The following is a 19,187-nucleotide window of genomic DNA, read 5'->3' on the forward strand; positions in this document are numbered from 1 at the left end:
AGATCCAGCGACGGGCGGTTGGTCAGAACCGCCCGTTCGCACATTCTGGCAGGTTTCGAACACACAAGAGCGCGAAGTAAGCGTGAAGACCATCGCGCAGGGAATGCCGGATGTCGGCTGGACCTGTGGTGACTGCCGCCTGCTTTTTTTCTGCAGGCGGGCCATGGGTTGCGGCCTGCAGCCCGGCATTCCCTGCGCCCTCCGACTTCGAGGGTGAACGACAGCAGCATCACTCGGGCTCACCGTGCCGCGAGAACAATTTCGCATGAATGGACGTCGTGATTGCGAGCGCAGCAACTCAGAATTTTTCCGCGGGGGGACTCCGTTTTTGCGCGGTGATCGAGAAGCGGAGTTTTCGTCTTTGCGAATTCCTCGTGCCTCTCTCACCGCCTCAAGCCTGTATGAGCTTCGATCCAGCGCCGCCCTCCGCTGTCGTCCCGGGCAAGTCACGACGCCGCGCCAGCGGCGGCGGGGCGCCGACCCGGGATCCATAGCCACAGGGAGATGTTTTGCGCACGATATCGAACGAGTCTTGCCAGATCATGGCTGCCGGTGGCTATGGGCCCCTGCGTTCGCAGGGGCGACAGCGGAGGTTGTGGCGGAGTTGCGGGCCCGAGCCTCGTTGATACGCCGCCGCCGGCCATGACGCGTCCTTCCGACAAACGCCTAGATCCCCAGCGCCTCCAGCGCCGCGGCGACATCGGCTGTCGAGCGCACCAGCACCGCATTCAGCCCGCTGGCCTGCGCGCCCTCGACGTTTTCGGCGAGATCGTCGAAGAACACGATCCGCTTGGCGGGCACGCCGATCGCTCGCACCACGTGATCATACGCCTCGGCATCCGGCTTGCGCAGGCCGATCGACGACGACAGGAATATCTCGCGAAAGTGACCGAGCAGATCGGCGTAAACAGGCGAGAAGTGATCGATGTGCGGCTGGTTGGTGTTGGAGAAGGCGTAGAGCGGCAGCTTTTCCGCCGCGCGTGCGAGCAGCGCGGCGATGCCCGGCATCGCGCCGACGAAGATCGCGTTCCAGCCATCAAGAAACTGCGCGTCGGTGATGTCGATGCCGAGCTGCTGGCGCAGGTTGGCGAAGAACGCGGCGTCGGAAACGGTGCCACGCTCATGGCCGTGATAGATCTCGTCGCGCACGAAGCGCGCCGCGATCTGCTCGGGCGGACAGCCGGCATGCGCCGCCCAGCGCGACACCACCTGGACGAAATCGATGTCGATGACGACGCGGCCGAGATCGAACAGCAGCGCATCGGCCGCGCCGGGGTGGAGAGCGGAGGAGGGCATGGACAGCGGCGGCGGTGCCTGGTGTGGAAGCGACGGAGCGCCTCCTTAATAGCGATAGGGCTCGATGTCGACCAGCGGAAACGCGCTGACCACGCTCGGCAGGTTGGTGGCGGTCGCCGGATGCAGATAGGATGCGTTCAGCTCCGCGAACGAGGTGACGCCGAGCAGGCCGAGCGCGCGGATGACCTCGTCCTCCAGCAGCTCGAGCATGCGCAGGATGCCGTCCTCGCCGGCGGCCGCCAGCGCCCAGCATTGCAGCCGGCCAATGCCGACGAGATCGGCGCCGGAGGCGATCGCCTTGACGATGTCGGTGCCGCGGCAGAAGCCGCCGTCGACCATGATCCTGGCCCGGCCCTTCACCGCCGCGACGATCTCCGGCAGCACGTGCATCGCGCCGCGGCCATGATCGAGCTGGCGGCCGCCATGGTTGGAGACGTAGATCCAGTCGACGCCGTGATCGACCGCGATCTGCGCGTCCTCGGCGGTCGCGATGCCCTTGATGATCAGCGGCAGCTTGAACTTGTCCTTGATCAGCTTGACGGTGTGCCAGCTCAGCGCCTTCTGATGATCGCCGCCGGTCGCGCGCAGCCGGCTTTCGCGCACGTAGCGCTTGGCGATGTCGCGCTCGCGCCGGCTGTAATGGGCGGTGTCGACGGTGAGGCAGAATGCCGTGTAGGTGTTGGCGACGGCGCGGCTCACATAGTCTTCGACGAAGGCGTCGTCACCGCGGACATAGAGCTGGAAGATGCGCAGCGCGTCGGGAGCGGCCTCGGCGGTCTTCTCCAGCCCGGGCTCGGACACCGAGCTCAGCATATGCGCGGCCCCGAATCGTCCGGCACCACGGGCGACGCTGGCGGCCCCTGCCGGATCGAAAATTTCGAGCGCGCCGACCGGGGCCAGAACCACCGGCAGGCGCAGCCTGCGGCCCAAGGTTTCGACGGAGGCATCGACCCTGGAGACGTCGCGCAACACGCGCGGACGGAACGCGATCTCGTCGAGCGCCATCCGGTTCCGGCGCAGCGTGGTCTCGGTTTCGGCCCCGCCGATGATGTAGTCCCAGGCATTCTGGTTGAGCTGGGCCCGCGCCTTGCGGATGAATTCGTGCAGGTTCTGGAACTTCTCGTCGCTCGAGCCGAGCTCGACGTTCCGCCACCCGGCCTCGATCGGGGTCTGTTGGTTCATGGTTGCCTCCCAGCGAATGTCACGTTTCCCGGTTTTGCCGCGGAGCATTGCCCATCGAGCGGCCCGGGTGCAAGCCATTCCGAACTGGGGTCCGCCGGGCGCGCAAAGACGGTCGCCGCAGCCGCCGGCGGTCAAATCGCGTGGTCGCCCACGGCTCGTCGAAATGTGATGAGGGGTGCCCGTGAAAGACCGGATATGTGCAGTCCGGCCCAGGAGGGCAGGCGCAACCCTGATCTTGATTTCGGCCTCCGAACGTCCATTTCGGATACGGGCGCCGGCGGCCGGGCTCCGGTACGGCGGCGCAATATCGGCCTTGAAGAAACCGGAAATGTGGTGTGAGTTCGCAACACAATCGCGCCGGCGATGCGTGCGGACCCTTTGGATCGGCCGGCCATCAACAAACGCTCGGGAAGCAAACAATGCGGAAAAACTGGCTGTTCTTGGCGGGCACGATGACCGGCGTCGGTCTGACCCTGATGGTGACGGGTCCCGACGGCGCGCAACTCGTGGCGAAGGCCAAGGCTGCGGCCGGCATGGCCGACACCTATTCGCAGCTCAATTTGTTCGGTGCGGTGTTCGAGCGTGTCCGCGCCGACTATGTCGAGAAGCCTAGCGATTCCGCGCTGATTGAAGGCGCCATCAACGGCATGGTGTCGTCGCTCGATCCGCATTCGCGCTACATGAACGACAAATCCTGGCGCGACATGCAGGAGACGACGTCCGGCGAGTTCGGCGGACTCGGTCTCGAGGTCACCATGGAAGAGGGCCTGGTCAAGGTCGTCGCGCCGATCGATGACACGCCCGCGTCCAAGGCCGGCATTCTCTCCGGCGATCTGATCGCCAAGATCGACGGCGAAGCCGTGCAGGGACTGACGCTCGAGCAGGCCGTCGCCAAGATGAAGGGCGGCGTCAACACCAAGACCAAGCTCACCATCATGCGCAAGGGCAAGGACTCGCCGCTCGATGTCACGCTGACGCGCGAGATCATCAAGGTGCGCCCGGTCCGCTATCACACCGAAGGCGGCGACATCGGCTATATCCGCATCACATCGTTCAACGAGCAGACCACCGAGAGCCTGCGCAAGGCCGTCGCCACCATCTCCAAGGAGATCCCGCAGGAGAAGCTCGCCGGCTACGTGGTCGACCTGCGCAACAATCCGGGCGGCCTGCTCGACCAGGCGGTGTCGGTCTCCAGCACGTTCCTGCCGCGGGGCGAGGTGGTCTCCACCCGTGGCCGCAATCCGGAAGAGACGCAGCGCTTCACCGCCCGCGGCGGCGATCTCACCAAGGGCAAGCCGCTCGTGGTGTTGATCAATGGCGGCTCGGCCTCGGCCTCGGAGATCGTGGCCGGCGCGCTGCACGATCACAAGCGTGCGACGCTGGTCGGCACGCGCTCGTTCGGCAAGGGCTCGGTGCAGACCATCATTCCGCTCGGCGCCGGCAATGGCGCGCTGGCGCTGACCACGGCGCGCTACTACACGCCGTCGGGCCGCTCGATCCAGGCGCAGGGCATCGCACCGGACATCGAGGTCAAGCAGGACGTGCCGGACGAATTCAAGGATCGCGGCGATCTCAAGGGCGAGGCCGGCATGCGCGGCCATCTCTCCGCTGTCGACGGCACCGAGCAGACCGGCTCGCAGTCCTACGTTCCGCCGGACGAGAAGGACGACAAGGCGCTGCACGCCGCATTCAACGTGCTGCGGGGCGTCACGGTGAACGCCGATGTCCGCGCCAAGGCGGCGGTGCCGAACTGATCTGCGAAGTGGGCGGGTGCGCGGCTTGCGACGCTCGATGCTCACACCCGACGGGGCGGCCCTGAGGCCGTCCCGCCGTGGTTTTCGACCAGCGTGTACTGGCGGACACGGAGTATGTCCGTCTGTGTCCGATAGATCATGGCGGAGCTGTGGACTTCAAGCAGCGAACGGGACGACCGGTCGGCAGGGTTTGAATCTGGCTTGCGGAAACGCCTCAAATTGCAACGGTATTTATCGGTTCGGAACCGGCTCAGGCGGCGTCCGAGCGCGAACGGCGGCCGGATGAGCGATTGGTGCGCTGCGCGGCGAACAATTGCCGCACGTCGGCCGCCGGCTTCGGAGGGCTGAAGAGATAGCCCTGCATCTCCGAGCAGCCGAGCCGTTTCAGCACCTGGCGCTGCGCCTCGGTCTCGACGCCCTCGGCGGTCGTCGACATCTTGCGGATGGCGGCAATGTTGACCACGGCCTGCACGATCGCCGCGGAGCCCTCGCTCTCGGTGATGTCCTGGACGAAGCAGCGGTCGATTTTGATCTTGTCGAACGGAATGCGCTGCAGATAGCTGAGGCTCGAATAGCCGGTGCCGAAATCGTCGAGCGCGATGCGGACGCCGAGCGCGCGCAGCTGGTGCAGGGTGTCGAGCGCGTCGTCGTCGCGGATCAGCACTGCTTCGGTGATCTCGAGCTCCAGCCGATGCGGCGGCAGGCCGGAGGTCGCAAGGGCATTGGCGACCTTGAGCGCCAGGGTACCGCTCTTGAACTGCACCGGCGAGACGTTGACGGCGAGCCGGATGTCGTCCGGCCAGCTCACCGCCTCGGTGCAGGCGACCTGGAGGACGCGTTCGCCGAGCAGGTTGATGAGGCCGGTGTCCTCGGCGATCGGAATGAACTCGGCCGGCGAGACGCTGCCGCGCACCGGATGCTTCCAGCGCACCAGTGCCTCGCAGCCGACGATGCGGTCGTCCTGCAGGCTCAGGCAAGGCTGGTAGTAGACCTCGAGCCGATCGTCGGCGATGGCCTGGCGCAGGTCGACCTCGAGCTGGTGGCGCGCCTTGACCTGGGCGTCCATCTCGGGCTCGAAGAAGCGCCAGGTGCGCCGTCCCGCGCCCTTGGCGGCGTACATTGCCAGATCGGCGTTCTTCATGATCTGGTCGAGATCGGTGCCGTGCTCTGGGATCAGCGCCACGCCGATCGAGGCGTCGGCGGTGAGCTGATGGCCGAGGCAGTCGCGCGGCGCGCGGATCGCGCCGAGAATGTCCTCGATCAGCTGCTCGACGTCCTCGCGGTTGCGGATCGCCGTCTGAACCACGGCGAACTCGTCGCCGCCGAGGCGGGCGACGAATCCGGTGGTGCCGACACAGGCGCTCAGGCTCGCCGCGACGGACTTCAACAGCTCGTCGCCGACGAGATGGCCGAGCGAATCGTTGACGCCCTTGAACTCGTCGATGTCGATGTAATGCAGCGCGAGGCGCCGGCCTTGGGGGACGCCGGTCAGCTCCTCCTTGAGGCGCTCGTGGAACAGGGTGCGGTTCGGCAGATCCGTCAGGGCGTCGTAGTGCGCCAGATGCGTGATCTGCTCCTCGGACCGTTTGCGCTCGGTAATGTCCTCGTGGGTGGCGAGCCAGCCGCCGCCCGCGATCGGCTCGTTGACGATCTGGATCCAGCGACCGTCCGTGGTCTCGATGATCTGCGAGGTCTTGCGGCCGATGTCGCGCAGCACCGCATCGGCATATTCGCCGTCGTCGCCCGCGAGCGAGCCGGTCGCCTTGCGGTGCGCGATCAGCTCGCGGAACGTGCAGCCTGGTTTCACGACGTCGGCCGACAGGCCGTACATGTCGACGTAGCGCTGGTTGCTGATGACCAGGCGCTCCGATGCGTCGAACAACAGGAGGCCCTGGGTCATGTTGTTGACGGCCTTGTCGAGCCGTTCCTTCTCCAGCGTCAAGCGGCGGCTCGAAACGTCGTGGTCGCTGATCAGCCGGCGCACCACGACGTAGAGCATGCCGGCGATCAGCAGCACCGATGTCACGCCGACGGCGATCAGGAAGCGCATCTGCTCGCGCCAGTCGGCGAGCGCCGCCGAGACCGTTGTCGTCGCGGTCACGATCAAGGGATAGCTCGTCAGCCGGTGCGATGCGCCGATGCGGTGCTCGCCGTCGACGGGGCTGCTGAAAATGCCCGTGGTGTTGCCATCGCCGGCCAGGATCTGGCGGAAGATCGGCGCGTTCTTGTAGTTCTGGTTCTGCATGCCCTCATGGCGTGGATGGCGGGCCAGAAGGGTTCCGTCGCGATGCATCATCGAGATCGCCGCGTCGGGCCCGAGCGCGACGGAGGCGAAGAACCGCTCGACATTGATGGGTTCGAGACTGCGGCTGATGATGCCCAGGAACTCGCCGCTGGGACTGGTCAGTTTCAGGGCGATGACCGCGACATAGGTGCCGGTGATCCGGCCCACGACCGGTTCGATCAGCAGTTGCGGCGCAGTCTGATCGGATTTCAGCCGCTTGAAAAATGTGCGATCGGCAATGTTGACGGGCGGTACCGGCCAAGCCGCTCCGGAGTTGATCAGGTTGCCCTCGGAGTCGAAGATGTTCAAACCGCCGACATAGGTCACCGCGCTCAGCTTGTCCTTCAGCATGGCATTGACGGCGGCACTTCCCATCTGCTCCTTGAAGCGGGCGCCGGTGTCGATGTGGTTCTGTCGGACGTAGTTGGCGAGATCGCGCTGGATCGCGCCGAGATCCTCCATCTGCTGATCGAAATGACGCGCCAGCAGAAGGACGGTGTTCTCCAGCTCGCGCGTCGCGCTGTTCAGCGCGCGTTCCCGGAAACTGTCGGCCATGATGGTCGTGCCGATCGCGATGGCTGCAATCAGCACGAGGCCTCCGCCGACCAGCCAGCGGATCGGTCCACCGCGGTCGGTCGAAGCTCTGAGGGCATTCCGTGGACTGGCGTTGGTCGTCATCGGCCCCTGAATACGCTTGCGATAGGCGCTTCGGGATGGACCGCTACGACGTCCCTCCCACAACCATTGCTATAGGCCCGCTATGGAAGTGAGGTTAGGAAGTTGAGTTAGCGAACAATTAATTCGAAGTTGTATTTGACTTGGTAATCTCTTCAGGCGCGATAGTGCCCGGACTTGCCGCCGATCTTCTCGGTCAAGTGGATACCTTCGATGCGTACGCCGCGCTCGGCCGCCTTGATCATGTCGTAAATGGTCAGGCAGGCGACGGACACGGCCGTCAGGGCTTCCATTTCCACGCCGGTCGGCCCGGTCACCTTGACGGTGGCGCTGACGACGCAGCCGGGTAGCGCGGCATCGGGCGTGATGTCGACGGTGACCTTGGACAGCGTCAGCGGGTGGCACAGGGGAATCAGCTCGGAGGTCCGCTTGGCGGCCATGATGCCCGCGATGCGGGCAGTGCCGAGCACGTCGCCCTTCTTGGCGTTGCCGGACAAAATGAGCTCGAGCGTCGCCGGGCTCATGACGACGCGGCCCTCGGCGGTCGCGGTTCGCTCGGTCGCGGCCTTGTCCGACACGTCGACCATGCGGGCTTCGCCGCGGGCGTCGATGTGGGTGAGGGCGGGAGCGTCGGGCGACTTGTCGGACATGGTCACTCAGCCGCGCTGGCGGAGGCGGCATTGCGCGCGAGCAGCGCGCGCGTCGCCGCCGTGACGTCCGCCTGCCGCATCAGGCTCTCGCCGACCAGGAAGGTCTGGATGCCGACGCGCGCCAGGCGCGCGAGGTCTGCGGGCGTGAAGATGCCGCTCTCGCCGACCAGCAGGCGCTCCTTCGGCACCAGCGGCGCCAGCGCCTCGGAGGTCGCCAGCGTGGTCTCGAAGGTGCGCAGGTTGCGGTTGTTGATGCCGATCATCGGCGAGCGCAGCTTCAGCGCGCGATCGAGCTCGGCGCGATCATGGATTTCGATCAGCACATCCATGCCGTGGGCGAGCGCGGCAGCCTCGATGTCCGCAGCGGCGGCATCGTCCAGCGCGGCCATGATGATGAGGATGCAGTCGGCGCCGTGAGCACGCGCTTCGATCACCTGGTAGGTGTCGAACATGAAGTCCTTGCGCAGCACGGGCAGGGCGGTCGCGGCCCGCGCGGCGACCATGAAGTCGAGATGGCCCTGGAACGATGGCGTGTCGGTCAGCACCGACAGGCAGGCCGCGCCGCCGGCCTCGTAGGCCTTTGCGAGCACCGGCGGATCGAAATCGGCGCGGATCAGTCCCTTGGACGGCGAGGCCTTCTTCACCTCGGCGATCAGCGCGTAGTCGCCGTTTACGTGCTTGGCTCGGATCGCCGCCACGAAGCCACGCGGCGGCGAAGCGACGCGCGCGCGGGCCTCGAGTTCGGGCAGCGCGCATACCCGCTTGGCTGCCGCGATCTCCTCGCGCTTATACGCTTCGATCTTGGTCAGGATGTCCGACATGGCACGCTCCGGTGGATCAGCTGTTGGAGACCTCGATCAGCTGCTTCAGCCGCGCCGCCGCGGCGCCGCTGTCGAGCGAATCGCGGCCGATTGCGACCCCGTCCTTCAGCGTCTTGGCACGGCCGGAGACGACCAGCGCCGCCGCAGCGTTCAGCAGAGCGACGTCGCGATAGGGGCTCGGCAGGCCGTCCAGCACGCTCTGCAGCGCCACCGCATTGGCCGCAGCGTCGCCGCCCTTCAGACCGTCGCTGCCGCACAGGCCAAGCCCGGCCTCCTCGGGCGAGACCTCGAAGGTGCGGATATGGCCGTTCTCCAGCGCGGCGACGAAGGTCGGGCCAGTCAAGGTGATCTCGTCGAGCCCGTCGGAGCCGTGCACGACCCAGGCGGCCTCCGAGCCGAGATTCTTCAACACGTGGGCCAATGGCTCGACCCATTGCCGCGAGAACACGCCGACCATCTGGCGCCTGACGCCGGCCGGATTGGACAGGGGACCGAGCAGATTGAAGATCGTGCGGGTGGCGAGCTCGACCCGGGTCGGTCCGACGTTCTTCATCGCCGGATGATGCGCGGGCGCGAACATGAAGCCGATGCCGGCCTCGTGCACGCATCGTCCGACCTGGTCCGGCTTCAGGTCGATCTTGACGCCGAGCGCGGCGAGCACGTCGGCGGCGCCGGACCGCGACGACAGTGCGCGGTTGCCGTGCTTGGCGACCGGCACGCCGGCGCCGGCCACGATGAAGGAGGCGCAGGTCGAGACGTTGACCGAGCCGGAGCCGTCACCGCCAGTGCCGACGATGTCGACCGCGCTCGCCGGCGCATCGACGCGCAGCATCTTCGCCCGCATCACGCTGACGGCGCCGGTGATCTCCTCGACCGTCTCGCCGCGCACGCGCAGCGCCATCAGCAGCGCGCCCATCTGCGACGGCGTCGCCTCGCCCGACATCATGCTGTCGAAGGCGGACGCCGCCTCCTCGCGGGACAGCGGCGCGCCGGTCGCGACCTTGCCAATGATCGACTTGAGATCGTCCATCACGCGTGCCCCTAGCAAACCGTCACTGATTGTTGCCGCCGACCACCTGGGCCACGGCGGCCTCGTTGATCGTCGTCCCGATGTCCTTCTCGAGCTTCACGACATAGGCCGTGCCTTGCTCGTCGGCGAGCGCGCGCTGCAACTGGTCCTTCAGCTTCTTGGTGTCCTCGGACGCAAGGTCGACCTTCGGATCGATGATGTCGGTGACTCGGAACACGATCCACTGCCGGCCGCCATCAGCCTCGGTCTGGCCGACGCCGTCCTTGGCGGTGCGGAACGCGGCGGTGATCGCTCCGGTGGGGACGCCGGGCACCGAGGCGTCGCGCTTGAACGCGCTGGCCGTCTCGACCTTCACGCCCAGCGATGTCGCCTCATCGGCGAGCTTGCCCCCCTCGTTGAGCTTCTTGACCAGCTCGGTGGCTTTGGCGCGCAGCTTCGCTGCGACCTCGTCGTCGCGCCAGCGCGCGGCGACCTGATCCTTGACCTCGTCGAGGGCGCGATCGCGCGGCGGGGTGATGCCGAGAACCTCGAACCAGACATAGCCGCCGCGGAACGAGATCGGCTCGTTGTCGACACCGACGTCGCTGGTGAAGGCCTGCGCAACGACATCAAGGCCAAGCGGGATGTTCGAAACGGGCTGGCCGTTGGGTTGCTTGCCGGACCTGTCGACCGCTTCGAGCGTAACGGCATTGAGACCGAGCTTCTTGGCGGCCTCGGCCACGCTGGCGCCGCCGCCGCGCTCATCTTCCATCTTGTCGCGAAGATTGGCGACTTGCGACTTGGCGCGGTCGGCTGCGATCTCTTTCTTGATCTCGGCAGCGACGCTCTCATATTCGGGCTGCTGGCCCGGCTGAATCGCGCTGACCTTGACCAGCGCCACGTTGAACGCGCCCTTGACCGGCTGGCTGACCTCGCCGGTCGGCAGCGAGAAGGCGGTATCGGCAACGACAGGGTCGAGAATCGCCGATTTCGTCACCAGACCGAGATCGAGATCGGCCGGGTTGAGGTTGCGCTCCTTGGCGAGCTCGTCGAACGTGACTTCACCCGCGGCGATCCGGGCGCGCGCCGCCTGTGCCTCCTCCATGGTGGGGAAGGTCATCTGCTGGACCTGGCGCTTCTCCGGCGTGCCCATCAGCGCCTTGCGCTGGTCGAACAGCTTCCTGGCGTCCTCGTCAGAAACGTCGGTCGACTTGCCGATCTCTTCGGGTGTCACCACGACGAACGAGATCTTGCGATATTCCGGCGCCTTGAACTGGGCTTTGTGCTCATCGAAATAGGACGCGAGAACCTCGGGCGAGGGCGCATCGATGGTGCCGGCCTGCGCCGCGTCGAGCTTGATGTAATCGATCGAGCGCTGCTCGTTCTGGAAGCGGCTCAGCGCCTCGAGCATCGTGTTGGACGGCTCCAGCCCGGCCGCGATCGTGCCGGTGATCTGCCGCCGCAGCGACTGTCGTCGCTGGTCAGCCAGATAGCGCTGCTCGGTGAAGCCGAAATTGCGGATGATGGCCTGGAAACGCTGCGGGTCGAATGCCCCGTTCGGGCCCTTGAAGTTGGGATCGCTGAGGATCACCCGCATGGTCTCCGCATCGGACTGGGCGAGACCGAGACGGCGAGCCTGCTCGTCGAGGGCGGCTTCCGCAATCGTCTGCTGCAGCACGGAGCGGTCGAGCCCGAACATGTGGGCCTGCTCGGTGGTCAGCGGACGGCCGAGCTGGCGGCCGATCTGCTGCAGCCGGTCGGTATAGATCTGCCGGAACTCGTTGATCGAGATCTCCGTGCGTCCCACGGTTGCAGCCGTCGACTGCCCGAAGCCGCGGAAGATGTCGGCGATGCCCCAGATGCCGAAACTGACGATCAAAACGCCCATGACCACCGCCATGATGGTCTTGCCGAGCCAGTTTGATGAGGCCTTGCGTAATCCTCGAAGCATGGGTCCAGTCTGTCTGCAGGAAAAAGGATGAAGAGGCCGCGCCTTAAAGCAGATTCCGCGAAAGGCCGTCGCCGAGTTGAAACGGCTTATAAAGAGGCAGCCGCCCGGTCGCAACCTCGGCCCTGAGGCCGATTGAAGCGGTGAGAAGACGGCTCCCGCTCTGGTGCTCCTCGAAGGGCTCTGCTAGCCGATGTCCGTCACAACATTTGCTGGAATCCCGCCATGACCGACCGCATCCGGCCGCTGATCGCCGGCAACTGGAAAATGAACGGCCTGAAGACCTCGACCGCCGAGTTCGACGCCATGCTGGCCGGAGCCGCCGAGGTCACCGGCAAGGCCGACCTGCTGGTCTGTCCTCCCGCCACCCTGGTGGCAGGCTTCGCCGAGCGGGCGCGCGGCACCCACGCGATCGCGATCGGCGCGCAGGACTGCCACCCTAAGGCCTCAGGAGCCCATACCGGGGACATTTCGGCGGAGATGCTGGCCGATGCTGGCGCCAGCGCCATCATCGTCGGCCATTCCGAGCGCCGTGCCGATCATGGCGAAAGCGATGTTGTGGTGCACCAGAAGACCGAGGCGGTGTGGCGCGCCGGGCTGGTCGCGATCGTTTGCGTGGGCGAAACCCAGCAGCAGCGCGATGCCGGACAGACGCTCGACATCCTGCGCGGCCAGCTCAACCTCAGCCTGCCGCAGGACTCACGGGCCGACAACCTGGTCGTGGCCTATGAGCCGGTTTGGGCGATCGGCACCGGCCTCACGCCGACCGCCAAGGATGTCGAGCAGATTCATGCCTTTATTCGGCAATTGCTGATCGACCGCTTCAAGGAGCAGGGGGCGCGCATGCGTATCCTCTATGGTGGCTCGGTCAAGCCCTCCAATGCCGCCGAGCTGATGGCGGTCGCCAACGTCAACGGGGCGCTTGTCGGCGGCGCTAGCCTGAAAGCGGCTGATTTTCTCGCAATTGCGAAGGGCTGTTGAGAGCCGAGGTGAGCCGGGCGCTCTGATACCCTGCGCCTCATGCCGCTTCTCCAATCCGCTTCCAATAGATCATCGTGCCGGTGAGGCCGCCATGCGGCTTCACGGCATAGTCTGGAATGATGCCGCTCAGCTGGAAGCCGACGCCTTCATAGAGTGATGAGGCGCCGCCATCTTCGGCGGTGTCGAGCACGAGCATCGTGCGGCCGTGCCCGCGCGCGAGGGTTTCTGCCGCATCCAGCAGAGCACGTGCGACGCCGCGCTTACGATGGCTCACGCGGGTCATCATCTTGGCGATCTCGGCGCGATGTGGCTGGTTCGGCGGCAGCTTCAGCTGCAGCGTCACCGTCCCGATCAGGTCCTGCCCGTCAAAGGCCCCCAGCACGATTCGTTCGCCGCGCTCCGCGGCCGCGAGCGAGTCCTGCCAGAAAGCATCGGCATCGCCGGAGCTGAGCGGGTGCATGAAGCTGACGGACCCGCCATGGGCCACTGTTTCGATCAGCATCGCGCTCAGCGCCGCGCGAATGGCCGGCGTGTCGGACAAGGCTGCGATTCGCGGTAACATGCTCAACTCCGGGCAAGCGCCACGACGTAGACGCAGGGTGCGTCCGATTCGTTGGCAAAGGTGGTGTCGATCGGTGGGCCGAAGCCGAGGCAGTCGCCGGGGCCGAGGACGTGGCGGTCCGCGCCTTCCGTGATGGTCAATTGTCCGCTTTGCACCCAGAGAAGCTGGCGGATGTGGATGTATGAAGAGGCCGGCAAGGTCACGCTGCGGTGCGCCGGCATCTCGACCGTTACCAACTCGATCGGATGATCCGGCCTGAGAAAGACCTGGCGCCTGACATAGCCCGTCTCCGGATCGCGCCAGACCGGCTGCTCGGCCGCCTTGGACAGGCGCTCCGACTGGGCTTCGGCGCGGAGCATCAGGCCGGCCAGCGTGAGGTCGAACGCGCTTGCGAGCTTCACCAGGATGACCGCGGTCGGGCTGACCTCGGCACGCTCGATCTTGCTGATGGTTGCCTTCGACACGCCGGAGCGTTCGGCGAGGTCGGCCAGCGACCACCCGCGGGCGTCGCGTTCCAGCAGCAGGCGGCGCGCGAGCCGCTGGCTGAAATCGTCCACTATTTGATCCATTCGTCTCTGATAATGGATATCGAGGCGGACGGCAAGGGGCGACCCCGAGGGCTACATCGGCGCTTGTGTGAAGCGTGCTTGCGATTATCTGCGGGGTGGCGTTGCTCGACACGATCGTGTAACACCGCGCAAATTTCCGAATAGCCCGCGAAGCTCTCGCGATCCCGGCCTCCGGCCGGGGCCTGCGAGGGCTTGTGACGGAAGGTCACCATGCAGACTGTCTTGATCGTCATTCACCTCATGATCGTCGCCGTCCTGATCGGCGCGGTGCTGTTGCAGAAGTCCGAAGGCGGCGGCCTCGGCATGGGCGGCGGCGCCGGCTTCATGTCGAGCCGCGGCACGGCGAACCTGCTGACGCGCACCACGGCGATCCTGGCGGTCGGCTTCTTCCTCACCAGCCTGGCCCTGACCTGGCTGGCAGGATACGATCGCAAGCCGGCCTCGATCCTCGGCACCGTGCCTGGGCAGACCCAATCGGGCGGGGCGACCCCGGTGGCGCCGACCAGCGGCGGCGTGCTCGACCAGCTCAAGAAGGCCGACGAGCAGCAGGCCCCCGCGGCACCGAGCGCGCCGCAGGCCCCGCAGTCGCAATAAAGCGGGCAAGCCATGCAGGAACGCAGTTGGCGTCCTGCATCATAAAGCGGTCTCAAGTCCCTGAGGCCATTCATATTTTGACGTCACCCACAGGCCCGCGACGACGTTGCGGGCCGACCACGATTCGTTTTGGCGAATCGCATCAGCGGCATTAAAGGTAGGGTCCCATGGCGCGGTACATCTTCATCACCGGCGGCGTGGTTTCCTCGCTCGGAAAGGGTCTGGCTTCAGCCGCGTTAGGCGCGCTGCTGCAGGCCCGCGGCTACAAGGTCCGGCTTCGCAAGCTCGACCCCTATCTCAACCTCGATCCAGGCACGATGTCGCCGTATCAGCACGGCGAAGTGTTCGTGACCGACGACGGCGCCGAGACCGATCTCGATCTCGGCCATTACGAACGCTTCACCGGGCGGCCCGCGACCAAGGCCGACAACATCACCACCGGGCGGATCTATCAGGACATCCTGACCAAGGAGCGCCGCGGCGACTATCTCGGCGCGACCATCCAGGTCGTTCCGCACGTGACGAATGCGATCAAGGATTTCGTCCTGTCCGGGAATGACGAGTACGATTTCGTGCTGGTCGAGATCGGCGGCACCGTCGGCGACATCGAGGGTCTGCCGTTCTTCGAAGCGATCCGCCAGCTCGGCAATGAGCTGCCGCGCCATCACGCGATCTACATCCATCTCACGCTGCTCCCGTACATCCCGAGCGCCGGCGAGTTGAAGACCAAGCCGACGCAGCATTCGGTCAAGGAGCTGCGCTCGATCGGCATCCAGCCGGACATCCTGCTGTGCCGCACCGACCGCCCGATCCCGAAGGAGGAACGGCGCAAGCTCGGCCTGTTCTGCAACGTGCGCGAAAGCGCCGTCATCGAGGCGCGCGACGTCGACAACATCTATGCCGTGCCCGAGGCGTATCACGCCGCGGGTCTCGACGACGAGGTGCTGGCCGCGTTCGGCATCGAGCCGCGGGTGCCGCCGGCGCTGTCGAGCTGGCACACGATCAACGAGCGCGTCCGCAACCCGGAAGGCGACGTGACGATCGCGATCGTCGGCAAGTACACGGGCATGAAGGATGCCTACAAGTCGCTGATCGAGGCGCTGTCGCATGGCGGCATCGCCAACAAGGTCCGCGTCAAGCTCGACTGGATCGAGAGCGAGGTGTTCGAGAACGAGGACCCCGCGCCGTTCCTCGAGCACGTCAACGGCATCCTGGTGCCCGGCGGCTTCGGCCAGCGCGGCGCCGAGGGCAAGATCCGGGCGGCGCAGTTCGCGCGGGAGCGCGACGTGCCGTATTTCGGCATCTGCTTCGGCATGCAGATGGCGGTGATCGAGGCCGCGCGCAATCTCGTCGGGATCGCCGAGGCCAACTCGACCGAGTTCGGTCCGACGAAGGAGCCGCTGGTCGGTCTGATGACCGAGTGGCTGCGCGGCAACGAGCTGGAGAAGCGCTCCAAGAGCGGCGATCTCGGCGGCACGATGCGGCTCGGCGCCTATCCCGCGGCGCTCAAGCGCGGCAGCCGCGTCTCCGAGGTCTATGGCGGCGCGACCGAGATCTCCGAGCGCCATCGCCACCGCTACGAGGTCAACACCGCCTACAAGGACCGGCTCGAGCAGCATGGCCTGAAGTTCTCCGGCCTGTCGCCGGACGGCGTGCTGCCGGAGATCGTGGAGTACGAGGACCATCCGTGGTTCATCGGCGTCCAGTTCCACCCCGAGCTGAAATCGCGCCCGTTCGAGCCGCATCCGCTGTTCGCGTCCTTCATCCAGGCGGCGGTGGTGCAAAGCCGGCTGGTCTGAGCCAGACGCGAGGGGCGAGCGATCACGCCTCTCCATGAGCACGCTGCTCATGGCCAATGTGCAGCGCCGATTTCGGAGCCGGACCCTCATGGTGAGGAACGTCGCCTTTGCGACGCGTCTCGAACCATGAGGCCAAGGTCCGGGCCTCGCCCTTCGAGACGACCGCCTGCGGCGGTCTCCTCAGGGTGAGGGTCGAACAACGTTCCAAGTGGCGCAAATCTCTCTCCACGAGCAAACGGCCCGTCGCCAAAGCGCAGCGGCAGGAGACGCGTTGAGCCATCTCCAACCCTGCGGCCACAGCGGTCACTCCGCCTTTGACGGCAGCAGTGATTGTTGCGACAACGCTCCCTGTTCACGCGAAGCAAGAACAGATCAGGGAGGATCACATGATCTATGAGAGCCGCATCTATCGCTGCATTCCCGGCCGCCTGCCGGCGCTGCTCAAGCGTTTCGAAAACACGACGCTGAAGCTGTGGGAAAAGCACGGCATCCGCCCGGTCGGCTTCTTCACCACCCTGATCGGCGAGTCCAACCAGGACCTGACCTATTTCCTCGCCTGGGAGTCGCTCGCCGAGCGCGAGACCAAATGGACCGCGTTCATGACCAATCCGGACTGGATCGCGGCGCGCGCCAAGAGCGAGGAGGACGGCCAGATCGTCGCCAACATCACCAGCCAGTTCCTGGTGCCGACCGCGTTCTCGGCGCTGAAGTAGAGGCCGGGGAGGGGCGGGGATGACCGATCCCCGCAACCCTGCTATTCGCGGGGCCGCACCGGGTTGATCCGGCGGCCTGCGCCGGGTCATGGTCGCGCGCACGAAGAGGATGAAGTTGTGAACGCTCCGATCTCCGCCGCGCCGGTCGTCAGCCTCGGCTCCGTCAAGTTTGGCAATCATCTGCCGCTCGCGGTCATCGCCGGGCCGTGCCAGCTCGAGAGCCGCGCCCACGCGCTCGAGGTCGCCTCGGCGCTGAAGGAGATCGCGACGCGCCTGAACATCGGCCTCGTCTACAAGACCTCGTTCGACAAGGCCAACCGCACCTCTGGCTCCGCCGCGCGCGGGCTTGGCCTCCAGCAGTCGCTGCCGATCTTCGCGGAGATCCGCGCCTCGCTCGGCCTTCCCGTGCTGACCGATGTCCATGACGCGAGCCAGTGCGCCGAGGTGGCGCAGGCCGTCGACATCCTGCAGATCCCCGCCTTCCTGTGCCGCCAGACCGACCTGCTGCTCGCGGCGGCCGCGACCGGCAAGGTGATCAACGTCAAGAAAGGCCAATTCCTCGCGCCGTGGGACATGGCCAACGTCGTCGCCAAGATCACTGGTGCTGGTAATCCCAATGTGCTCGCTACCGAGCGCGGCGTCTCGTTCGGCTACAACACGCTGGTCTCGGACATGCGCGCGCTCCCGATCATGGCGAAGACCACCGGCGCGCCGGTCATCTTCGATGCCACGCACTCGGTGCAGCAGCCGGGCGGGCAGGGCACCTCGTCGGGCGGCCAGCGCGAATTCGTGCCGGTGCTGGCGCGCGCCGCGGTCGCGGTCGGCGTCGCCGGCGTGTTCATCGAGACCCATCCCGATCCGGATCATGCGCCCTCCGATGGGCCGAACATGGTGCCGCTCGCGCAATTCGAAGGGCTGCTGCGGACGCTGATGGCGTTCGATGGGCTCGCCAAGGGGCAGGCCTCGGGCGCCGCGCGCTGATGCACCAGACCGCTGCCAAGCCCGCGAAGCAGAAGTTTCCACCGGCGGTGAACATCATCGCCCTGGCGGGCTTCTCGGCGGCGCTGTCGACGCGCGCGCTCGATCCGGTGCTGCCGCATGTCGCCGAAGATTTCGCGATCAGCATCACCACCGCGGCCGGCATCGCCGCAGGCTATGCGCTGATCTACGCGCTGATCCAGCCGGCGATCGGCGCCGCCGCCGATCTGTTCGGCAAGGCGCGCCTGATGACGCTGTGCCTCGCGCTGCTCGGCGTCGCCAGCATCCTTGGCGCGCTCGCGACCTCGTTTCCGCTGCTGTTCGCCTCGCGCATTCTCGCTGGCGTTGCCTCGGGCGGCGTGTTCCCGGTCGCGCTCGGATTGACCAGCGATCTCGTCGCGCCCGACAAGCGCCAGGTTGCGATCGGCCGCACGCTGGCGGGATCGATGGCCGGCAACCTGCTCGGCGCCACGGCCTCCGGCATCATCGGCGACTTCATCGGCTGGCGCGGCGTGCTCGCGATCCTCGGCGCGCTCGGACTGATCGCCTCGCTCGCGGTGGCGGCCGGTTTCCGCGGCGCCAAGGTCACCCACGTGCCGACCACGGATCTCGCCGCGCTGAGGAAGGGCTACCGCACCATCTTCACCAACCCCAATGCGCGCTTCTGCTTTCCGGCGGTGTTCGTCGAAGGCTGCTGCGTATTCGGGCTGTTTCCGTTCATCGCCTCGTTCCTGTTCGACCTCGGCGAAACCTCGCTGTCGATCGCCGGCATCGTCATCGCGGGTTTTGCGGTCGGCGGCCTGTTCTACACCTTCACGGTGTCGAGCTTCCTGCCGCGGCTCGGCGTCAAGGGCATGATGATCGTGGGCGCGGGACTGGTCGGCCTGCAACTCGCTGCGCTCGCCTTCGGCCCCGGCTGGAAGCTGCAGTTCGCCTGCATGCTGATGATGGGCTGGGGCTTCTACATGATCCACGGCTGCCTGCAGGTGTTTGCCAGCGAGCTGTCGATCGGCGCCCGCGCCACCGCGATGTCGCTGCACTCGTTCTTCTTCTTCCTCGGCCAGACCGTCGGCCCCATCGCCTACGGTTTTGGCGTGGTCCGTGGCGGCAAGCAGCCGACGCTGCTCGCCGCCGCTGTCCTGATGGTCGCGCTCGGCTTCGCCTGCGCCGCGCTGCTGCGGCAGCGGCCGCCGGCGGATGCGGCGACGAGCTGACCGCCCTGTCGGGCACAGGTGCATGCTCATTGCATCTGAAGACACCGAGCCATAGCCGCAGGAACGCCTGCTCATTTGTTGCTCCGTCATGCCCGGGCTTGTCCCACGGCTGTCCGGTTCAGCTTCCGCATATTGCGAGGCTCAACTGTTGTGGGTTT

Annotated in this window: 16 protein-coding genes; 7 read left to right on the forward strand and 9 right to left on the reverse strand. The window is 66.2% G+C overall.

Annotation, left to right across the window (positions count from 1 at the left end; translation table 11 throughout):
- Positions 1–666 precede the first annotated feature (666 nt).
- Together QX010_RS32695 and QX010_RS32700 are read right to left on the reverse strand one after the other, a co-directional pair.
- Positions 667–1,296 carry an HAD family phosphatase gene (locus QX010_RS32695; protein ID WP_316183659.1) on the reverse strand — a complete coding sequence of 210 codons (630 nt, stop codon included), beginning with the start codon at positions 1,294–1,296 and terminating at the stop codon, positions 667–669.
- Positions 1,297–1,341: 45 nt separating this feature from the next.
- Entirely contained in the window at positions 1,342–2,478 is a 1,137-nt protein-coding gene (locus QX010_RS32700; RefSeq protein WP_316183660.1) for an alpha-hydroxy acid oxidase, read from the reverse strand.
- A gap of 419 nt (positions 2,479–2,897) precedes the next feature.
- Between QX010_RS32700 and QX010_RS32705 the strand changes: the two genes are divergently transcribed.
- The gene (locus tag QX010_RS32705; protein WP_316183661.1) at positions 2,898–4,232 is read left to right on the forward strand and encodes a S41 family peptidase; all 1,335 of its coding nucleotides are present in this window, start codon (positions 2,898–2,900) and stop codon (positions 4,230–4,232) included.
- A 250-nt stretch (positions 4,233–4,482) separates the two neighbouring features.
- On the opposite strand, the gene QX010_RS32710 is transcribed toward QX010_RS32705, so the two are convergent.
- From QX010_RS32710 to QX010_RS32730, 5 genes are all read right to left on the reverse strand, one after another.
- Entirely contained in the window at positions 4,483–7,194 is a 2,712-nt protein-coding gene (locus QX010_RS32710) for an EAL domain-containing protein (protein WP_316183663.1), read from the reverse strand.
- 152 nt (positions 7,195–7,346) lie between these two features.
- Positions 7,347–7,841 carry a cyclic pyranopterin monophosphate synthase MoaC gene (moaC, locus tag QX010_RS32715; RefSeq protein WP_316183664.1) on the reverse strand — a complete coding sequence of 165 codons (495 nt, stop codon included), beginning with the start codon at positions 7,839–7,841 and terminating at the stop codon, positions 7,347–7,349.
- Between the two features lie 2 nt (positions 7,842–7,843).
- The gene (gene trpC, locus QX010_RS32720) at positions 7,844–8,662 is read right to left on the reverse strand and encodes an indole-3-glycerol phosphate synthase TrpC (protein WP_316183665.1); all 819 of its coding nucleotides are present in this window, start codon (positions 8,660–8,662) and stop codon (positions 7,844–7,846) included.
- A 16-nt stretch (positions 8,663–8,678) separates the two neighbouring features.
- Positions 8,679–9,692 carry an anthranilate phosphoribosyltransferase gene (gene trpD / locus QX010_RS32725; protein ID WP_315799760.1) on the reverse strand — a complete coding sequence of 338 codons (1,014 nt, stop codon included), beginning with the start codon at positions 9,690–9,692 and terminating at the stop codon, positions 8,679–8,681.
- Positions 9,693–9,714: 22 nt separating this feature from the next.
- A complete protein-coding gene (locus tag QX010_RS32730; protein WP_316183667.1) occupies positions 9,715–11,622 on the reverse strand; it encodes a peptidylprolyl isomerase in 1,908 nt (635 codons plus the stop codon).
- A 222-nt stretch (positions 11,623–11,844) separates the two neighbouring features.
- Between QX010_RS32730 and tpiA the strand changes: the two genes are divergently transcribed.
- Positions 11,845–12,600, forward strand: a complete 756-nt coding sequence (gene tpiA, locus QX010_RS32735) for a triose-phosphate isomerase (RefSeq protein ID WP_316183669.1) — start codon at positions 11,845–11,847, stop codon at positions 12,598–12,600.
- Positions 12,601–12,637: 37 nt separating this feature from the next.
- Here tpiA and QX010_RS32740 read toward each other — a convergent pair whose 3' ends face one another.
- Positions 12,638–13,162 carry a GNAT family N-acetyltransferase gene (locus QX010_RS32740; RefSeq protein WP_315799763.1) on the reverse strand — a complete coding sequence of 175 codons (525 nt, stop codon included), beginning with the start codon at positions 13,160–13,162 and terminating at the stop codon, positions 12,638–12,640.
- Positions 13,163–13,164: 2 nt separating this feature from the next.
- On the reverse strand, positions 13,165–13,731 hold the full coding sequence (locus QX010_RS32745; RefSeq protein WP_316183671.1) for an XRE family transcriptional regulator: 567 nt from the start codon (positions 13,729–13,731) through the stop codon (positions 13,165–13,167).
- A gap of 210 nt (positions 13,732–13,941) precedes the next feature.
- Here QX010_RS32745 and secG point away from each other — a divergent pair, with 210 nt between their 5' ends.
- The 5 genes from secG (at position 13,942) to QX010_RS32770 (ending at position 19,029) form a co-directional block, all read left to right on the forward strand.
- Positions 13,942–14,325, forward strand: coding sequence for a preprotein translocase subunit SecG (gene secG / locus QX010_RS32750; protein WP_315799765.1), 384 nt, complete (start codon positions 13,942–13,944; stop codon positions 14,323–14,325).
- 167 nt (positions 14,326–14,492) lie between these two features.
- Positions 14,493–16,124, forward strand: coding sequence for a CTP synthase (locus tag QX010_RS32755; RefSeq protein WP_316183673.1), 1,632 nt, complete (start codon positions 14,493–14,495; stop codon positions 16,122–16,124).
- A gap of 386 nt (positions 16,125–16,510) precedes the next feature.
- Positions 16,511–16,837: an NIPSNAP family protein gene (locus QX010_RS32760; protein WP_316183674.1), complete on the forward strand. Its 327-nt coding sequence runs from the start codon at positions 16,511–16,513 to the stop codon at positions 16,835–16,837.
- Positions 16,838–16,954: 117 nt separating this feature from the next.
- On the forward strand, positions 16,955–17,818 hold the full coding sequence (kdsA, locus tag QX010_RS32765; protein ID WP_316183675.1) for a 3-deoxy-8-phosphooctulonate synthase: 864 nt from the start codon (positions 16,955–16,957) through the stop codon (positions 17,816–17,818).
- Complete coding sequence (locus QX010_RS32770; RefSeq protein WP_316183677.1) at positions 17,818–19,029, forward strand: MFS transporter; 1,212 nt, start codon at positions 17,818–17,820, stop codon at positions 19,027–19,029. The genes kdsA and QX010_RS32770 overlap by 1 nt, the downstream gene beginning before the upstream one ends.
- Positions 19,030–19,187 lie beyond the last annotated feature (158 nt).

It is taken from the genome of Bradyrhizobium sp. SZCCHNRI1009 (assembly GCF_032487575.1).
Taxonomy (GTDB): domain Bacteria; phylum Pseudomonadota; class Alphaproteobacteria; order Rhizobiales; family Xanthobacteraceae; genus Bradyrhizobium.